The 16273-nt window shown below is 65.5% G+C and carries 14 protein-coding genes and 1 pseudogene; 7 read left to right on the top strand and 8 right to left on the bottom strand.

The features are described 5' to 3' along the window. Nucleotides 1-35: 35 nt before the first annotated feature. The 4 genes and pseudogenes from dapB to grpE form a co-directional block, all read right to left on the bottom strand. A complete protein-coding gene (gene dapB / locus ACOAPY_RS04935) occupies nt 36-839 on the bottom strand; it encodes a 4-hydroxy-tetrahydrodipicolinate reductase (RefSeq protein ID WP_465155353.1) in 804 nt (267 codons plus the stop codon). A gap of 10 nt (nt 840-849) precedes the next feature. Then, on the bottom strand, nt 850-1977 hold the full coding sequence (gene dnaJ, locus ACOAPY_RS04930; RefSeq protein ID WP_465155351.1) for a molecular chaperone DnaJ: 1128 nt from the start codon (nt 1975-1977) through the stop codon (nt 850-852). A 113-nt stretch (nt 1978-2090) separates the two neighbouring features. Beyond that, nucleotides 2091-4007, bottom strand: coding sequence for a molecular chaperone DnaK (dnaK, locus tag ACOAPY_RS04925; RefSeq protein WP_465155348.1), 1917 nt, complete (start codon nt 4005-4007; stop codon nt 2091-2093). A 108-nt stretch (nt 4008-4115) separates the two neighbouring features. Continuing rightward, a pseudogene (gene grpE / locus ACOAPY_RS04920) lies at nt 4116-4685 on the bottom strand (nucleotide exchange factor GrpE); the annotation flags it as partial. Nucleotides 4686-4829: 144 nt separating this feature from the next. On the opposite strand from grpE, the gene recN reads away from it, so the two are divergent. Next, nucleotides 4830-6500 (top strand): DNA repair protein RecN, encoded by a 1671-nt coding sequence (gene recN / locus ACOAPY_RS04915; RefSeq protein WP_465155346.1) that lies wholly within the window; start codon nt 4830-4832, stop codon nt 6498-6500. 61 nt (nt 6501-6561) lie between these two features. Here recN and fur read toward each other — a convergent pair whose 3' ends face one another. Next, nucleotides 6562-6972, bottom strand: a complete 411-nt coding sequence (gene fur, locus ACOAPY_RS04910; RefSeq protein WP_021700442.1) for a ferric iron uptake transcriptional regulator — start codon at nt 6970-6972, stop codon at nt 6562-6564. A 97-nt stretch (nt 6973-7069) separates the two neighbouring features. Here fur and ACOAPY_RS04905 point away from each other — a divergent pair, with 97 nt between their 5' ends. After that, nucleotides 7070-7585, top strand: coding sequence for an outer membrane protein assembly factor BamE (locus tag ACOAPY_RS04905; protein ID WP_076580461.1), 516 nt, complete (start codon nt 7070-7072; stop codon nt 7583-7585). Nucleotides 7586-7638: 53 nt separating this feature from the next. Here the strand turns inward: ACOAPY_RS04905 and ACOAPY_RS04900 are convergent, their stop codons facing one another. Continuing rightward, complete coding sequence (locus tag ACOAPY_RS04900; protein WP_465155344.1) at nt 7639-7944, bottom strand: RnfH family protein; 306 nt, start codon at nt 7942-7944, stop codon at nt 7639-7641. After that, nucleotides 7937-8371 carry a type II toxin-antitoxin system RatA family toxin gene (locus tag ACOAPY_RS04895; RefSeq protein ID WP_021700445.1) on the bottom strand — a complete coding sequence of 145 codons (435 nt, stop codon included), beginning with the start codon at nt 8369-8371 and terminating at the stop codon, nt 7937-7939. The genes ACOAPY_RS04900 and ACOAPY_RS04895 overlap by 8 nt, the downstream gene beginning before the upstream one ends. 128 nt (nt 8372-8499) lie before the next feature. On the opposite strand from ACOAPY_RS04895, the gene smpB reads away from it, so the two are divergent. Then, a complete protein-coding gene (smpB, locus tag ACOAPY_RS04890) occupies nt 8500-8982 on the top strand; it encodes an SsrA-binding protein SmpB (RefSeq protein ID WP_465155342.1) in 483 nt (160 codons plus the stop codon). Between the two features lie 36 nt (nt 8983-9018). Here the strand turns inward: smpB and ACOAPY_RS04885 are convergent, their stop codons facing one another. After that, entirely contained in the window at nt 9019-9786 is a 768-nt protein-coding gene (locus ACOAPY_RS04885) for an FCD domain-containing protein (RefSeq protein WP_330099031.1), read from the bottom strand. A 310-nt stretch (nt 9787-10096) separates the two neighbouring features. On the opposite strand from ACOAPY_RS04885, the gene ACOAPY_RS04880 reads away from it, so the two are divergent. The 4 genes from ACOAPY_RS04880 to ACOAPY_RS04865 all read left to right on the top strand — a co-directional run bounded on the left by ACOAPY_RS04880 (nt 10097) and on the right by ACOAPY_RS04865 (nt 16271). Next, nucleotides 10097-11782, top strand: coding sequence for a lactate permease LctP family transporter (locus ACOAPY_RS04880; RefSeq protein ID WP_465155340.1), 1686 nt, complete (start codon nt 10097-10099; stop codon nt 11780-11782). 53 nt (nt 11783-11835) lie between these two features. Continuing rightward, nucleotides 11836-12981 carry an FMN-dependent L-lactate dehydrogenase LldD gene (lldD, locus tag ACOAPY_RS04875; protein ID WP_465155338.1) on the top strand — a complete coding sequence of 382 codons (1146 nt, stop codon included), beginning with the start codon at nt 11836-11838 and terminating at the stop codon, nt 12979-12981. A 146-nt stretch (nt 12982-13127) separates the two neighbouring features. Further along, nucleotides 13128-15926 carry an FAD-binding and (Fe-S)-binding domain-containing protein gene (locus ACOAPY_RS04870; protein ID WP_465155336.1) on the top strand — a complete coding sequence of 933 codons (2799 nt, stop codon included), beginning with the start codon at nt 13128-13130 and terminating at the stop codon, nt 15924-15926. Nucleotides 15927-16025: 99 nt separating this feature from the next. Further along, on the top strand, nt 16026-16271 hold the full coding sequence (locus ACOAPY_RS04865; RefSeq protein WP_280052787.1) for a hypothetical protein: 246 nt from the start codon (nt 16026-16028) through the stop codon (nt 16269-16271). The last annotated feature ends 2 nt before the right edge of the window (nt 16272-16273 follow it).

Genomic DNA, 16273 nt, shown 5'->3' with positions numbered 1-16273 from the left:
TCGGTCCAGCAATTGCATGGACCGAAAAGGTATTTTCAGTTCAGGCCCAGCACGTCCTGCATGTCATAAAGACCAGCAGGCTGTGCCTGCAGCCACAGCGCTGCGCGCACCGCGCCCTTGGCGAAGGTCATGCGACTGGAGGCCTTGTGGGTGATCTCCACGCGCTCGCCGTCGGCGGCGAACAGCACGGTGTGGTCGCCCACCACATCGCCGGCACGCACGGTGGCGAAGCCGATGGTCTCGCGCTCACGCGCACCGGTCTGGCCTTCGCGTCCATAGACCGCGACCTTGCGCAGATCACGCCCCAGGGCGTTGGCCACCACCTCACCCATGCGCAGTGCGGTACCGGACGGCGCGTCGACCTTGTGCCGGTGGTGCGCTTCGATGATCTCGATGTCGACATCATCGCCCAGCACCCGCGCGGCGGTATCCAGCAGCTTCAGGCAGAGGTTGACACCCACGCTGTAGTTGGCGGCGAAGACGATCGGGATCTCCTGCGCGGCGGCCTCCAGCTGCTGCCGCTCCTCCGGCGAGAAGCCGGTGGTGCCGATGACCATGGCCTTGCCGGCGCGACGACATACTTCCAGATTCTTCAGGGTCACCGAAGGGTGGGTAAAGTCGATCAGCACGTCGAACTGATCGAGCACGGCATCCAGCTCACCCACCAGGGTAACGCCAATCTTGCCCTGCGCCGCCAGCTCGCCGGCATCGGCACCGATCAGGCTGCTGTCCGGGCGATCCACAGCCGCGGTCAGCTTGGCACCTTCGGCCTGGCCGACCGCCTCGATCAGGATCTTGCCCATGCGCCCGGCGGCGCCCATCACTGCAATACGTCGCATAGCCGATTCCTTAAATATCGCCGAAGAAACGCTTCATGCCATCGAACCAGCCACTGGCCTTGGGCGAGTGGGAGCTGTCACCTTCGAGCGTCTTGCGGAACTCTTCCAGCAGCTCGCGCTGGCGCTTGTCCAGGTTGACCGGGGTTTCCACCGCCACCTTGCACAGCAGATCGCCGGCACCGCCGCCACGCACCGGTGCCACGCCCTTGCCACGCAGGCGGAACAGCTTGCCGGTCTGGGTGCCTTCCGGGATCTTCAGCTTGACCCGGCCATCCAGGGTCGGCACTTCCAGCTCGCCGCCCAGCGCCGCATCGGCGAAGCTGATCGGCACCTCGCAATACAGATGCTTGCCGTCACGCTGGAAGATCGGGTGCTCACGCACGTTGACCACCACGTAGAGGTCGCCGGCCGGCCCGCCATGGGAGCCCGCCTCGCCCTCGCCGGACAGGCGGATGCGATCGCCGGTATCGACACCCGCGGGCACCTTGACCGACAGGGTCTTGCTCTCTTCCACGCGCCCCTGACCGTGGCAGCTGCCACAGGGGTCAGTGATCATCTTGCCGCTGCCATGGCAGCGCGGGCAGGTCTGCTGCACCGAGAAGAAGCCCTGCTGCATGCGCACCTGGCCGATGCCACCACAGGTGGTACAGGTCACCGGGCTGGTGCCCTTCTTGGCGCCAGTACCATCGCAGGTCTTGCAACCGACCAGGGTCGGCACGCGAATGGTCACGGTGGTGCCGCGCACCGCCTCTTCCAGGTCCAGTTCCAGGGTGTAGCGCAGGTCGGAGCCGCGCTGGGCACCGCCACGCTGGCCGCCACGACCGCCACCGAAGAAGTCGCTGAACACGTCACCGAAGATGTCGGAGAAGTTGGCGCCGCCGAAGCCGCCGGCACCGCCGCCGCCCATCTGCGGATCGACCCCGGCATGGCCGTACTGGTCGTAGGCCGAACGCTTGGCGGCGTCGGAGAGCACCTCGTAGGCCTCGTTGGCCTCCTTGAATTTCTCTTCGGCGCCCTTGTCGTCCGGGTTGCGGTCCGGGTGGTACTTCATCGCCAGGCGGCGGTAAGCTTTTTTCAGCTCCGCTTCGCTGGCGCCGCGCTCGACTCCGAGCACTTCGTAATAGTCACGTTTGGCCATAAATCCTCAACACCTCTGATTCACAGGCTCCAGACACGCCAACGCGGGAGCAAGCCCCCGCGCGGAGAATCGCCGACCGCAACGCGGCCGACTGGCACCCTAGTAAGCGGGGCTTACTTGTTGTCCTTGACCTCTTCGAACTCGGCATCGACCACATCGTCGGCCGCGTCCTTGGCACCCTCGGCGCCCTGGGCGGCAGCGCCCGGCTGCGGCTGCTCGGCGTACATCTTCTGCGCCAGCGGGGTGGTGGCTTCGGACAGAGCATTGATCTTGGCCTCGATCTCGGCCTTGTCGTCGCCCTTGAGGGCCACTTCCAGGTCGCCGATGGCCTTCTCGATGGCCGCCTTCTCGTCGGCAGTGGCCTTGTCGCCCGCCTCGGTGATCATCTTGCGGGTGGCGTGGACCAGACCGTCGCCCTGGTTGCGGGCCGCGGCCAGCTCTTCGAACTTGCGGTCTTCCTCGGCGTTGGCCTCGGCGTCACGCACCATGCGCTCGATTTCCTCGTCGGACAGGCCGGAGTTGGCCTTGATCACGATCGACTGCTGCTTGCCGGTGGCCTTGTCCTTGGCGGACACGTGCAGGATGCCGTTGGCATCGATATCGAAGGTCACTTCGATCTGAGGCACGCCACGCGGGGCCGGCGGGATCTCGGCCAGGTCGAACTTGCCCAGCGACTTGTTCTGCGCGGCCTGCTTGCGCTCGCCCTGCAGCACGTGGATGGTCACGGCGCTCTGGTTGTCGTCGGCGGTGGAGAACACCTGCGACTTCTTGGTCGGGATGGTGGTGTTCTTCTCGATCAGCGGAGTCATCACGCCGCCCATGGTCTCGATGCCCAGGGTCAGCGGGGAGACGTCGAGCAGCAGCACGTCTTTCACGTCACCAGCCAGCACGGCGCCCTGGATGGCAGCACCGATGGCCACGGCTTCGTCCGGGTTGACGTCCTTGCGCGCTTCCTTGCCGAAGAACTCGGCGACCTTCTGCTGCACCAGCGGCATGCGGGTTTGACCACCGACCAGGATCACCTCATCGATGCTGCCGACGTCCAGGCCGGCGTCCTTCAGGGCGATGCGGCACGGCTCGATGGTGCGGGCCACCAGCTCCTCGACCAGGGCCTCCAGCTTGGCGCGGGAAATCTTCACATTGAGGTGCTTCGGACCGGTCGCGTCGGCAGTGATATACGGCAGGTTGACATCGGTCTGCTGGCTGGAGGACAGCTCGATCTTGGCCTTCTCGGCCGCCTCTTTCAGGCGCTGCATGGCCAGCGGATCGCCTTTCAGGTCGATACCGGACTCTTTCTTGAACTCGTCGACGAGGTAGTCGATCAGGCGGATATCGAAGTCTTCACCACCGAGGAAGGTGTCGCCGTTGGTGGCCAGCACTTCGAACTGGTGCTCGCCATCGACTTCGGCGATCTCGATCACCGACACGTCGAAGGTACCGCCGCCCAGGTCATAGACGATCACGGTGTGGTCGCCCTTGGCCTTGTCCATGCCATAGGCCAGAGCCGCGGCGGTCGGCTCGTTGATGATGCGCTTGACGTCCAGACCGGCGATGCGACCGGCGTCCTTGGTGGCCTGGCGCTGGCTGTCGTTGAAGTAGGCCGGAACGGTGATCACCGCCTCGGTGACCGGCTCGCCCAGGTAGTCCTCGGCGGTCTTCTTCATCTTCTTCAGCACTTCGGCGCTGATCTGCGGCGGCGCCATCTTCTGGCCCTTCACTTCCACCCAGGCGTCACCGTTGTCGGCCTTGGCGATCTTGTAGGGAACCATCTTGATGTCCTTCTGCACCACGTCTTCCTCGAAGCGGCGGCCGATCAGGCGCTTCACCGCGTAGAGGGTGTTGTGCGGGTTGGTCACGGCCTGGCGCTTGGCGCTCTGGCCGACCAGGGTCTCGCCGTCATTGGTGTAGGCGATGATGGACGGGGTGGTACGCGCGCCTTCGGCGTTCTCGATGACCTTGACGTTACCGTTTTCCAGAATGGCGACGCAGGAGTTGGTGGTTCCCAAGTCGATACCGATGATCTTGCCCATGTTCATTATCTCCGAAACTGTGTCTTTAACCTTGAGTACGGCGCGCCTGGTTGCCCGCCGTCACCTAATGAATCGCTTGCCCTGTAGATGGGGTCGCCGCGAACTATTTCAAGCCTGCTCGTCGATCGACGGCGGCGGGGTCAGCGGCGCCTTGCTCACCACCACCATGGCCGGGCGCAGCAGGCGGCCGTTCAGCAGGTAACCCTTCTGGAACACCTTGAGTACGGTGTTCGGCTCGGCGTGAATGCTTTCTTCCATCGCCATGGCCTGATGGTGCTCCGGATTGAAGGGTGCACCGTGCGGATCGACCGCCTCCAGTTGGTGACGCTTGAGGGTGTCAACGAACAGCTTGAGGGTCAGTTCCATGCCTTCGCGGATGGCCTTGCTCGCCTCGTCGGCGGCGCTGGTCAGCTCCAGGCCGCGCTCCAGGCTGTCGACCACCGGCAGCAGGTCGTTGGCAAACTTCTCCAGGGCGAACTTGTGCGCCTTCTCCACGTCCTGCTCGGCGCGGCGGCGCACGTTCTGCAGGTCCGCCGCCATGCGCAGGGACTGATCCTGGGCAGCGGCCAGCTGCTCTTCGAGGCTCTGCACGCGCGCAGCCAGCTCGTCACCGGCGACCGCTTCGTTCGCCTGCTGCTCTTGCGGGTTGGTGTCCAGGGTCTGTTCGTCTGCCATTGGGTCCTCCTGATTAAACGTCGGCGGGTCATGGCCCGCGCTTCTTGCCGCCTATATGGGGGCCGCGCACAGGGTTTCAAGGGTTATTGCCCGGACAAAACAAAACACTGTATAAATACCCAGCACAAACTTTTGGGAGCGCTCTCCATGCTGGTGCACCTGTCCGTTCACAACTACGCCATCGTCGAACATCTGGACCTCGAACTGCAGCGCGGCATGTCGGTGATCACCGGCGAGACCGGCGCCGGCAAGTCGATCATGCTCGACGCCCTCGGCCTGGCCTTGGGCGACCGCGCCGACAGCGGCGTGGTCCGCCCCGGCGCGGACAAGGCGGACATCCTCGCCAGCTTCGACTTGGAGGACATCGCCGAGGCCCGCGCCTGGCTGGCCGAACGCGACCTGGACAACGACGGCCCGTGCATTCTGCGCCGGGTCATCACCAGCGAAGGGCGCTCGCGCGGCTATATCAACGGCTCCCCCTGCCCGCTGGGCGATCTCAAGGCCCTCGGCGAACTGCTGATCGACATCCACAGCCAGCACGAGCACCAGTCGCTGCTCAAACCCGACACCCACCGCCGCCTGCTCGACGAGTATGCCGGCAGCCAGGAACTGGCGCGCCAGGTGCAGCTGGCCGCGCAACGCTGGCGCCAGACGCGCCAGGAACTGCAGCGCCTGTCTTCCAGCGGCGACGAACAACGCGCTCGTCATCAGCTGCTCAGCTACCAGCTGGAAGAGCTGGAGAACCTGGCCCTGGGCGACAACGAGCTGGAACAGCTGGAGCAGGAGCACAAGGCCCTGAGCAATGCCGAGCAGCTGCTCGGTGCCTGCCGTCAGGTGCTCGACCTATGCAGCGAAAGCGATGCCGGCAACGTACTGTCGGCACTGACGGCCAGCCTCAACCGCCTGGGCGGCTTCAGTGACCAGCCAGCACTGGGCGAAGCCACCAACCTGCTGGCCAGCGCGCAGATCCAGGTCGAGGAGGCGATCGGCGAACTGAACCGCTTCATCGATCACTTCGATGCCGACCCGCAGCGCCAGCAGCTGCTGGAGGAGCGCCTGGACGCCATCTATGGCCTGGCGCGCAAACACCGGGTGCAGCCCTTCGAACTGGCCGAGCTGCAGCAACGCCTGCTGCAGGAACTGGAAGGCCTGAACGCCGACGACGAGGCGGTCGAGCGCCTCGGCGAGGAACTGGCCGCCTATGAACGTCACTACCGGGAGAAGGCCGATGAACTGAGCACCCTGCGCCGGCAGGCTGCCAGCCGTCTGGCCGAGGCGGTGCAGGCGGAGATGCAGACCCTCGGCATGCCGGGCGGTCGCTTCAGCATCGAACTGCAGGCGGGCACCAGCGACGAGCCGCAACCGCAGGGGCTGGAGCAGGTGGAATTCCTGGTCAGCGCCAACCCCGGCCAGCCGCTGAAATCGCTGGCCAAGGTCGCCTCCGGCGGCGAGCTTTCACGGATCAGCCTGGCCATCCAGGTGATCACCGCACAGACCTCGCGCGTGCCGACCCTGGTATTCGACGAAGTCGATGTCGGCATCGGCGGCCCCACCGCCGAAGTGGTCGGCCAGCTGCTGCGCCGCCTCGGCGAGCGTGGCCAGGTGCTGACCGTAACCCACCTGCCGCAGGTGGCCGCCCAGGGTCACCAGCACCTGTTCGTGCACAAGGCGCGCGGCCAGGACAGCACCCAGACGGCAGTCGCCTGCCTGACGCCGGAAGGCCGGGTCGAGGAGATCGCCCGCATGCTCGGCGGCGTCGACCTGACCGAGGAATCCCTGGCCCATGCGCGCAAGATGGTGACCAAGGCCCAGGCCTGAAAAAGCCAGCAATAAAAAAGGCGCCCATCGGGCGCCTTTTTTATTCCGCTGAGACCTGCGCTTACTTTCTCTTGCGCACGTACAGCACCAGATTGTGATCGACCAGATCGAAACCGTGCTGCTTGACGATTTCCTTCTGCAGTTTCTCGATCTCCGGATCGAAGAACTCGATGACCTCGCCGGAATCCACGCAGACCATGTGATCATGGTGACCGCCATCCGCCAGTTCGAATACGGCATGACCACCATCGAAGTTGTGGCGTTCGACCAGGCCGGCGGCCTCGAACTGGGTCAGTACGCGGTAGACGGTGGCCAGGCCCACGTCCTCACCGGCTTCCATCAGAGCCTTGTACACATCCTCGGCGCTCATGTGGCGCTGTCCGGAGACGGACGAATCGAGCATCTGCAGAATCTTCACACGCGGCAGGGTGACCTTGAGGCCGGCCTTGCGCAGTTCGCTGTTTTCAACCATGGTCTGCTTTCTCGTGGTTGCTGCTTCGCAGCTCCCGTTAATGCGGGTATGATCGGGGTTTAATTTGCCCAGCCAAGATAGTGGAAGTCACCCACCGATGCAAAACACCAAGCTCTTGCTGCCCAGCCTCACCCTCGTGGGTCTGTTCGCACTCGCCGGCTGTTCGTTTCCCGGGGTCTACAAGATCGACATCCAGCAGGGCAATGTCGTTACGCAGGACATGATAGACCAGTTGAAGCCTGGAATGACCCAACGCCAAGTGCGGTTTATCATGGGTAATCCGCTGATCACCGATACCTTCCACGCCAAGCGCTGGGACTATCTGTACAGCATCCAGCCCGGTGGCCGTCAGCGTTACCAGGAACGCATCAGCCTGATGTTCGACGGCAACGACCAGCTCATCGGCCTGGCCGGCGACTTCATGCCGGGCGTCAGCCGCGACCAGGAAATCCTCGGCGAAGGCAGCGACACCCGCGTGCAGCAGCCGCAGACCGAAGTTCGGGACGAACCGGCCAAGCCCGGCTCGCTGCTGGAACAGATCCAGAACGAAGTCGACGCCGCCGAGCCGATCCCGGTGCCGATTCCGGAACCGCTGGACCCGCAGCCGCAGTAAACGGCTCACAGAAAAAAGCCCGGCAATGCCGGGCTTTTTCATGCCTGCGCAACTCAGTCCGCCTGCCGTGCCGCCTTCGCTCGCGCCGCGCGCGCCTTGCGCACTTCCTTGGGATCGGCGAGCAGCGGGCGGTAGATCTCCACCCGATCGCCGGCTTCGAGCAGGCGCTCCTCCGGCTTGGCCACCAGCCTGCCGAAAATCCCCAGCGGCGCGCTGCTCAGATCGAGGCCGGGGAAATGCTCATCCATGGCAGAACGCAGTGCCGCCTCGCGCACCGTGGTGCCAACTGGCACCCGCAGGCACAGCAGCCGCTGCTCGACGGCCTGGGCATAAACCACCTCGACCTCGATCTCAGCCATGAAGCTGCTTGGCCCGCTGGCAGAAGGCATCGACCATGGTATTGGCAGCCTGGGTGAACAGCGGCCCCAGGGTCGCTTTGACCAGCGGCCCGGCGTAATCGAAGGTCAGGTCCAGGCTGATCTTGCAGGCCTTGTCGCCCAACGCCTTGAACTCCCAGAGACCGTGCAGCTGGGAAAACGGCCCGTCGACCAGGCGCATCTCGATGGACGCACCCGGCGTCAGCACATTGCGCGTGGTGAACTGCTGGCTCATGCCGCCCTTGGCCACCGTCAGGGTGGCGCGCATCTCGCTCTCGCTGGCCTCCAGCACTACCGACGCCGCGCACCAGGGCAGGAACTGCGGGTAACTGGCCACGTCGTTGACCAGGTCGTAGAGAGCCTGCGCCGGGTAAGGCAACAGGGCCGAGCGTTGGATGCGGGTGCTCATCAGCCTTGGATTCCTGAACTGCTGCGCCGGCTGCCGGCGCCACGGAGCGCGCATTGTGCGGAATTCGACCAGCCCCCTCAAGCGCGCCTGTCGCCAGGGACGCGCCGACTCCCTATAATGCGCGCCCTATGGCCAAACAGAAGAAACATCCCACCGGGACCATCGCGCTGAACAAAAAGGCGCTGCACGACTATTCCATCGAAAACAAATTCGAGGCCGGCATCGCCCTGTCCGGCTGGGAAGTGAAGAGCATGCGCGCAGGCAAGGCCCAGCTGGTCGACAGCTACGTGCTGCTCAAGGACGGCGAAGCCTACCTCTTCGGCGCCCACATCACGCCGCTGAAAACCGCCAGCACCCACGTGATTGCCGACCCGACCCGCACCCGCAAGCTGCTTCTGCACAAGCGCGAGCTGGGCAAGCTGTTCGGTGCCGTGCAGCAGAAAGGCTACGCCTGCGTAGCCCTGGCGCTGTACTGGAAGAAGCACCTGATCAAGTGCGAGATCGCCCTGGCCAAGGGCAAGAAGGAATTCGACAAGCGCGCCACGGAGAAGGAACGCGACTCCGATCGCGAGATCTCCCGCGTCATGCGCAACAAGGGCAAGGAAGAATAAGAAAAGGGCGGTCATCCGCCCTTTTTCATTGCTGCCCTACAGTCCCTGGCGCCGCTGCGCCCGCTCCAGCCGTTTGACCTCCTGCTGCGCCTCGGCCAGCACCTCCTGCACGTAGTGGATGTGCTGGTGCGACAAGTCGCGCGCCGCATCCGCTCGCCGCTCGATGATCGCCTCGAACAACGCCTGATGCTGCTCGCGCAGTCGGTCGCGGGTCTCGCTGCGCTGCAGATACATGCCACCGATATTGGTCACCACGTTGTGCTTGAGCAGGTCGAACAGCCCGCGGATGGTATGCAGCAGCACCGCGTTGTGGCTGGCCTCGGCAATCGCCAGGTGGAAACGCGCATCGGCAGCGCCCTCCTCCGCCCGGCTGGCCTTGCTGTTCGGTGCATAGCAGCGCTGCAGTTCATCGAAGGCGGCGCGCAGGCGCTCGTGATCGACCGGCGTGGCGCGCTGCGCCGCATAGAAGGCACAGGAGCCCTCCAGGGTGTGGCGAAACTCCAGCAGGTCGCGCTGCGCATCCGGGTTGCTTTCCAGCAGATGCAACAACGGGTCGCTGAAGGTCGAGCCCAGTTCCGCCGCCACATAGTTGCCGCCGCCCTGGCGGCTGACCAGCAAGCCCTTGGCCACCAGCTTCTGGATCGCCTCGCGCAGCGACGGCCGTGAAACGCCGAATTGCTCGGCCAGCGCCCGCTCCGCCGGCAGGCGTTCGCCGGCCTTTAGCGTGCCCTCGAGGATCATCGACTCGAGCTGCGTGACGATGTCGTCCGACAGGCGGCGCTGCCGCACCTGACCGAATGTCATACCACTTCCCACCCTCTTCCCCTGCTACCCGACGCCCGTCTGGCCTGCTATTCACGGCCTCCGTCGAGCAGACTAACCAGCCACGTATAGAGCAGCAAGCGAGCGCAATCGAAGAGCATGCTCGACCAAAGTCGCAAGCGGACAAATTGACACACCACAAGCCAGGCTTTTACCCTGAGCCCTCGCCTTTGTAAATTGGTATTACCAATTACCACAAAGTCATTGAGAAGCTCGGGCTGCCGACGCCAGGCCATAAGCCTGTCGATCACCGAGCGAGGCACCTCCAAAAACAATTAGGGAGCCACCCACAATGCAAACCTGGCAACAGCTCTACACTCCGCTCGGCAGCCTCGGCCTGTCGGCACTCGCCGCACTGATTCCTATCGTGTTCTTCTTCCTGGCCCTGGCCGTGTTTCGCCTCAAGGGCCACATCGCCGGCACCATCACCCTGGCACTCTCGCTGCTGGTGGCGATCTTTGCCTTCGACATGCCGGCCGAGAAGGCCTTCGCCGCTGCCGGCTACGGCTTCGCCTACGGCCTGTGGCCGATCGCCTGGATCATTGTCGCTGCGGTATTCCTCTACAAACTCACGGTGAAAAGCGGTCAGTTCGAGGTGATTCGCAGCTCGGTGCTGTCGATCACCGACGACCAGCGCCTGCAGGTGCTGCTGATCGGCTTCTCTTTCGGCGCCTTCCTCGAGGGCGCCGCCGGCTTCGGCGCGCCGGTGGCGATCACCGCCGCCCTGCTCGTCGGCCTAGGTTTCAACCCGCTGTACGCCGCTGGCCTGTGCCTGATCGCCAACACCGCGCCGGTGGCCTTCGGCGCCCTGGGCATTCCGATCACTGTGGCCGGCCAGGTCACCGGCATCGACCCGTTCAAGATCGGCGCCATGACCGGCCGCCAGCTGCCGCTGCTGTCGATCATCGTGCCGTTCTGGCTGGTAGCGATGATGGATGGCTGGAAAGGCGTGAAGGAAACCTGGCCGGCCGCACTGGTGGCTGGAAGCAGCTTCGCCGTCACCCAGTTCTTCACCTCCAACTTCATCGGCCCGGAACTGCCGGACATCACCTCGGCCCTGGTCAGCCTGATCAGCCTGACCCTGTTCCTCAAGGTCTGGAGCCCGCGCCGCGCTGAAGACAGCGAAGTGATCAGTGTCTCCGGCGGCGCCGCAGCCCTCGGCGGCTTCGGTGGCCACAGCGGCGCCACCCCGTCGCCCTATAGCTTCGGCGAGATCCTCAAGGCCTGGTCACCGTTCCTGGTGCTGACCGTGCTGGTGACCCTCTGGACCCTCAAGCCGTTCAAGGCCATGTTCGCCCCGGGCGGCGCGCTGGAGAGCTTCGTCTTCCTGTTCGCCATCCCGCACCTGGACCAACTGGTGATGAAGGTAGCGCCGATCGTCGCCGCGCCCACCGCCATCCCCGCCGTGTTCAAGCTGGACCCGATCTCTGCCACCGGCACCGCGATCTTCTTCTCGGCACTGATCTCCATGCTGATACTGAAGATCGACCTCAAAACTGGTCTGACCACTCTCAAGGAAACCTTCATCGAGCTGAAGTGGCCGATCCTGTCGATCGGCATGGTGCTGGCCTTCGCCTTCGTCACCAACTTCTCCGGCATGTCCACCACACTGGCTCTGGTCCTGGCCGGCACCGGCGCGCTATTCCCGTTCTTCTCGCCGTTCCTCGGCTGGCTGGGCGTGTTCCTGACCGGCTCGGACACCTCGTCCAATGCCCTGTTCGGCTCGCTGCAGGCCACCACCGCGCACCAGATCGGCGTCAACGACACCCTGCTGGTGGCCGCCAACACCAGCGGCGGCGTGACCGGCAAGATGATCTCGCCGCAATCCATCGCCGTGGCCTGCGCGGCCACCGGCATGGTCGGCAAGGAATCCGACCTGTTCCGCTTCACCCTCAAGCACAGCCTGATCTTCGCCACCATCGTCGGTCTGATCACGCTGGTCCAGGCCTATTGGCTGACCGGCATGCTGGTGCATTGATGTTTGACCCGCCGGGCCGCGAGGCCCGGCATCTTCTTCGGGAAACTGCCGCCATGATCATCTCCGCCTCCACCGACTACCGCGAAGCCGCACGACGCAAGCTGCCGCCCTTCCTGTTCCACTACATCGACGGCGGCGCCTATGCCGAGTACACGCTCAAGCGCAATGTCGAGGACCTGGCCGGCATCGCCCTGCGCCAGCGCGTGCTGAGGAACATGGCAGAGCTGGACCTGTCCACCGAGCTGTTCGGCGAGAAACTGGCCATGCCGCTGGCCCTGGCCCCGGTCGGCCTGACCGGCATGTACGCCCGTCGTGGCGAGGTACAGGCCGCCCGCGCGGCAGCGGCCAAGGGCATTCCCTTTACCCTGTCCACCGTCTCGGTGTGCCCGATCGAGGAGGTCGCGCCAGCCATCGACCGGCCGATGTGGTTCCAGCTCTATGTGCTGAAGGACCGCGGCTTCATGCGCAACGCGCTGGAGCGGGCCAAGGCCGCCGGCGTCACCACCCTGGTGTTCACCGTCGACATGCCCACCCCCGGCGCGCGCTACCGTGACGCCCACTCCGGCATGAGCGGCCCCAACGCCGCCCTGCGCCGGGTGCTGCAGGCCATGACCCACCCGGCCTGGGCCTGGGATGTGGGCCTCTTGGGCAAGCCCCATGATCTGGGCAACATCTCCACCTACCGTGGCAACCCCACGGGGCTGGCCGACTATATCGGCTGGCTGGGGGCCAATTTCGATCCGTCGATTTCCTGGAAGGACCTGGAGTGGATCCGCGATTTCTGGGTCGGCCCAATGGTGATCAAGGGCATCCTCGACCCCGAGGATGCCAAGGACGCGGTGAAATTCGGCGCCGATGGCATCGTCGTATCCAACCATGGCGGCCGCCAGCTCGACGGCGTGCTGTCCAGCGCCCGCGCCCTGCCGGCCATCGCCGATGCGGTGAAGGGCGAGCTGAAGATTCTCGCCGACTCGGGCATCCGCACCGGCCTCGATGTGGTGCGCATGCTCGCCCTCGGCGCCGATGGCGTGATGCTCGGCCGCGCCTTCGTCTACGCCCTGGCCGCCGCCGGTGGCGCCGGCGTGAGCAACCTGCTCGACCTGTTCGAGAAGGAGATGCACGTGGCCATGGTCCTGACCGGCGCCAAGTCGATCGCCGAGATCAGCCGCGACTCGCTGGTGCGTGAACTGGGCGTTTGACGCCCGCTTTCGTTCCCTCTCTCTGGAGCGGGGCGCGCAGCCAGGGCTAGGGTGAGGGAAAGTTCGATTCGCCCAAGGCGCCCTCACCCCCGGCCCCTCTCCCAGCGGGAGAGGGGAGATAAAACACCGTGAAATATGGAGCACGCATGAGCCTGCCCGCCGCCTTCCTCGCCGACGTCCACCGCCTGATCCCGCGCGAGCGCCTGTTCGACGATCCGCTGTCGACCCTGGCCTTCGGCACCGACGCCAGCTTCTACCGGCTAATTCCCCAGCTGGTGGTGCGGGTCGAGTCGGAGGCCGAGGTGGTACGCCTGCTCGAACTGGCCAGCGCCCAGCGCGTGCCGGTGACCTTCCGCGCCGCCGGCACCAGCCTCTCCGGCCAGGCCATCAGCGACTCGGTGCTGATCGTCCTCGGCGACAACTGGAACGGCCGCGACATCCGTGCCAATGGCGCACAGATCCGCCTGCAGCCCGGCGTCATCGGCGCCCAGGCCAACGCCTGGCTGGCGCCGCTGGGGCGCAAGATCGGCCCCGACCCGGCCTCGATCAATGCGGCGAAGATCGGCGGCATCATCGCCAACAACTCCAGCGGCATGTGCTGCGGTACGGCGCAGAACAGCTACAAGACCCTCGCGGGCCTGCGTGTGGTGCTGGCCGACGGCAGCGTGCTGGACAGCGAGGACCCTGTCAGCATCGCCGCCTTCCGCCAGAGCCACCGCGTGCTGCTCGACACCCTGGCCGAACTGGGACGGCAGACCCGCGCCAACACCGCGCTGGCCGACAAGATCCGCCACAAGTACCGGCTGAAGAACACCACCGGCTTCTCGCTCAATGCGCTGGTCGACTTCGACGAGCCGATCGACATCCTCAACCACCTGATGGTCGGCTCCGAGGGCACCTTGGGCTTTATCAGCGCGGTGACCTACGACACGGTACCGGAGCACCCACACAAGGCCAGCGCGCTGATCGTCTTCCCCACGGTGGAGAGCTGCTGCCAGGCGGTGCCGCTGCTCAAACAGCAGCCGGTGTCCGCCGTCGAGCTGCTCGACCGCCGCAGCCTGCGCTCGGTGGAAAACATGCAGGGCATGCCCGAGTGGGTGCGAAGCCTGTCGAGTGGAGCCTGTGCGCTGCTGATCGAATCGCGCGCCGCGACGCAATCGCTGCTGCACGAGCAGATCGGCCTGATCATGGCGTCCATCGCCCACTTCCCGGTGGAGAAGCAGGTCGACTTCAGCGAAGACCCAGCCGTCTACAACCAGCTGTGGAAGATCCGCAAGGAGACCTTCCCCGCCGTCGGCGCGGTGCGCCAGACCGGCACCACGGTGATCATCGAGGACGTCACCTTCCCGGTGGAGCGCCTGGCCGAAGGCGTCAACCGCCTGATCGAGCTGCTGGAGAAGCACCGCTACGACGAGGCCATCCTGTTCGGCCACGCCCTGGAGGGCAACCTGCACTTCGTGTTCACCCAGGGCTTCGACGACCCTGTTCAGGTCGCGCGCTACGAGGCCTTCATGCAGGACGTTGCGCAGCTGGTGGCCGTGGAGTTCGGCGGCGCGCTCAAGGCCGAGCACGGCACCGGGCGCAACATGGCGCCCTTCGTCGAGCTGGAGTGGGGCAGCGAGGCCTACCAGCTGATGTGGACCATCAAGCGCCTGTTCGACCCGCTGGGCATCCTCAACCCGGATGTGGTGCTGTCGGAAGATCCGCAGATCCACCTGAAGCACCTCAAGCCGCTGCCCGCCGCCGACGAGATCGTCGACAAGTGCATCGAGTGCGGCTTCTGCGAGCCGGTCTGTCCGTCCAAGGGGCTGACCCTGACGCCGCGCCAGCGCATTGTCATCTGGCGTGATATCCAGGCGCGCAAGCGTGCCGGCATCGACACCCGCGAGCTGGAAGCCGCCTACCACTACCAGGGCGTGGACACCTGCGCCGCCACCGGCCTGTGCTCGCAGCGCTGCCCGGTGGGCATCAACACCGGCGACCTGGTGCGCAAGCTGCGCGCCGGCGATGCCCGCCATACCGGCACGGCCAGCTGGCTGGCCGCCAACTTCCAGCGCACCCTGCAGGGCGCGCGGCTCATGCTGCACCTCGCCAATGGCACGCGCCGCCTGCTCGGCGCGCCGCTGCTGGGCAAGGCCGCGCGCGTGCTGCACGACACGGCCGGGCTGCCACTGTGGACAGCGGCCATGCCGCAGGCGGCGCAGCCGATTCGCCTCGCCGCGCCCAGCACGGATGAGCGCCCGCGCGTGGTCTACCTGGCCGCCTGCGTGTCACGCACCATGGGCCCGTCGTACGCCGATGCCGAGCAGACGCCGCTGATCGACAAGACCCGCGCCCTGCTGGAGAAGGCCGGCTACCAGGTGGTGTTCGCCGAGAATGCGGACAACCTGTGCTGCGGCCAGCCGTTCGCCTCCAAGGGCTACCCGGAACAGGCCGCCGCCAAGCAGCAGGAGCTGCTCGACGCCCTGCTCAAGGCCAGCCGTGGCGGCCTCGACCCGATCTACTGCGACACCAGCCCCTGCACCCTGCGCCTGGTCCAGGAAGGGCTGGACCCGCGCCTCAGGCTCTACGACCCGGTGAAGTTCATCCGCGAGCACCTGCTCGAGCGCCTGGAATTCACCCCGCAGGACAAGCCGGTGGCCGTGCATGTCACCTGCTCGACCCAGCACCTGGGCGAGGCCCAGGGGCTGATCGACATCGCCCGCCGCTGCTCGACCCAGGTCGTGATCCCCGAGGGCATCCACTGCTGCGGCTTCGCCGGCGACAAGGGCTTCACCAGGCCTGAGCTCAATGCGCATGCGCTGCGCTCGCTGAAGGATGCGGTGCAGATCTGCGAGGAAGGCATCTCCACCAGCCGTACCTGCGAGATCGGCCTGTCGACCCATAGCGGCATCGACTACCACGGGCTGGTGTACCTGGTGGACCGCGTCACCCGCGCCCGCTGAACTCAAGGCGCGTGCCCACCGGCACGTGTTTCGGCCCCGCTGCGTGCGGGGCTTTTTTTGCCTGCCATACTGCTTGCAGCCACATCAGGGAGAACCGCCATGCGCCGCACCGCCCTACTGCTTGCCGCTGCCCTGCTCAGCACGCCGGTATTCGCCATGCACTGCCCGCAGGAAATGGCCAAGATCGACGCGCTGCTCAAGAGCGACCCGCCCGCCGACACCGAGGTGCTGGCCGAGGTGCAGCGTCTGCGCGCCGAAGGCGAGCAACTGCACAAGAGCGGAAATCACGCTGAATCGGTGAAGGTGCTGGAAGAGGCCCTGAACCTGCTGCAGGCCAGCGAGTAGGG

It is taken from the genome of Pseudomonas stagnisoli, from assembly GCF_048595745.1.
GTDB classification, from domain to species: Bacteria; Pseudomonadota; Gammaproteobacteria; order Pseudomonadales; family Pseudomonadaceae; genus Aquipseudomonas; species Aquipseudomonas alcaligenes_A.
The sequence above is the reverse complement of the archived record's forward strand: the minus strand, read 5'-3'. Positions and strand labels throughout refer to the sequence as shown.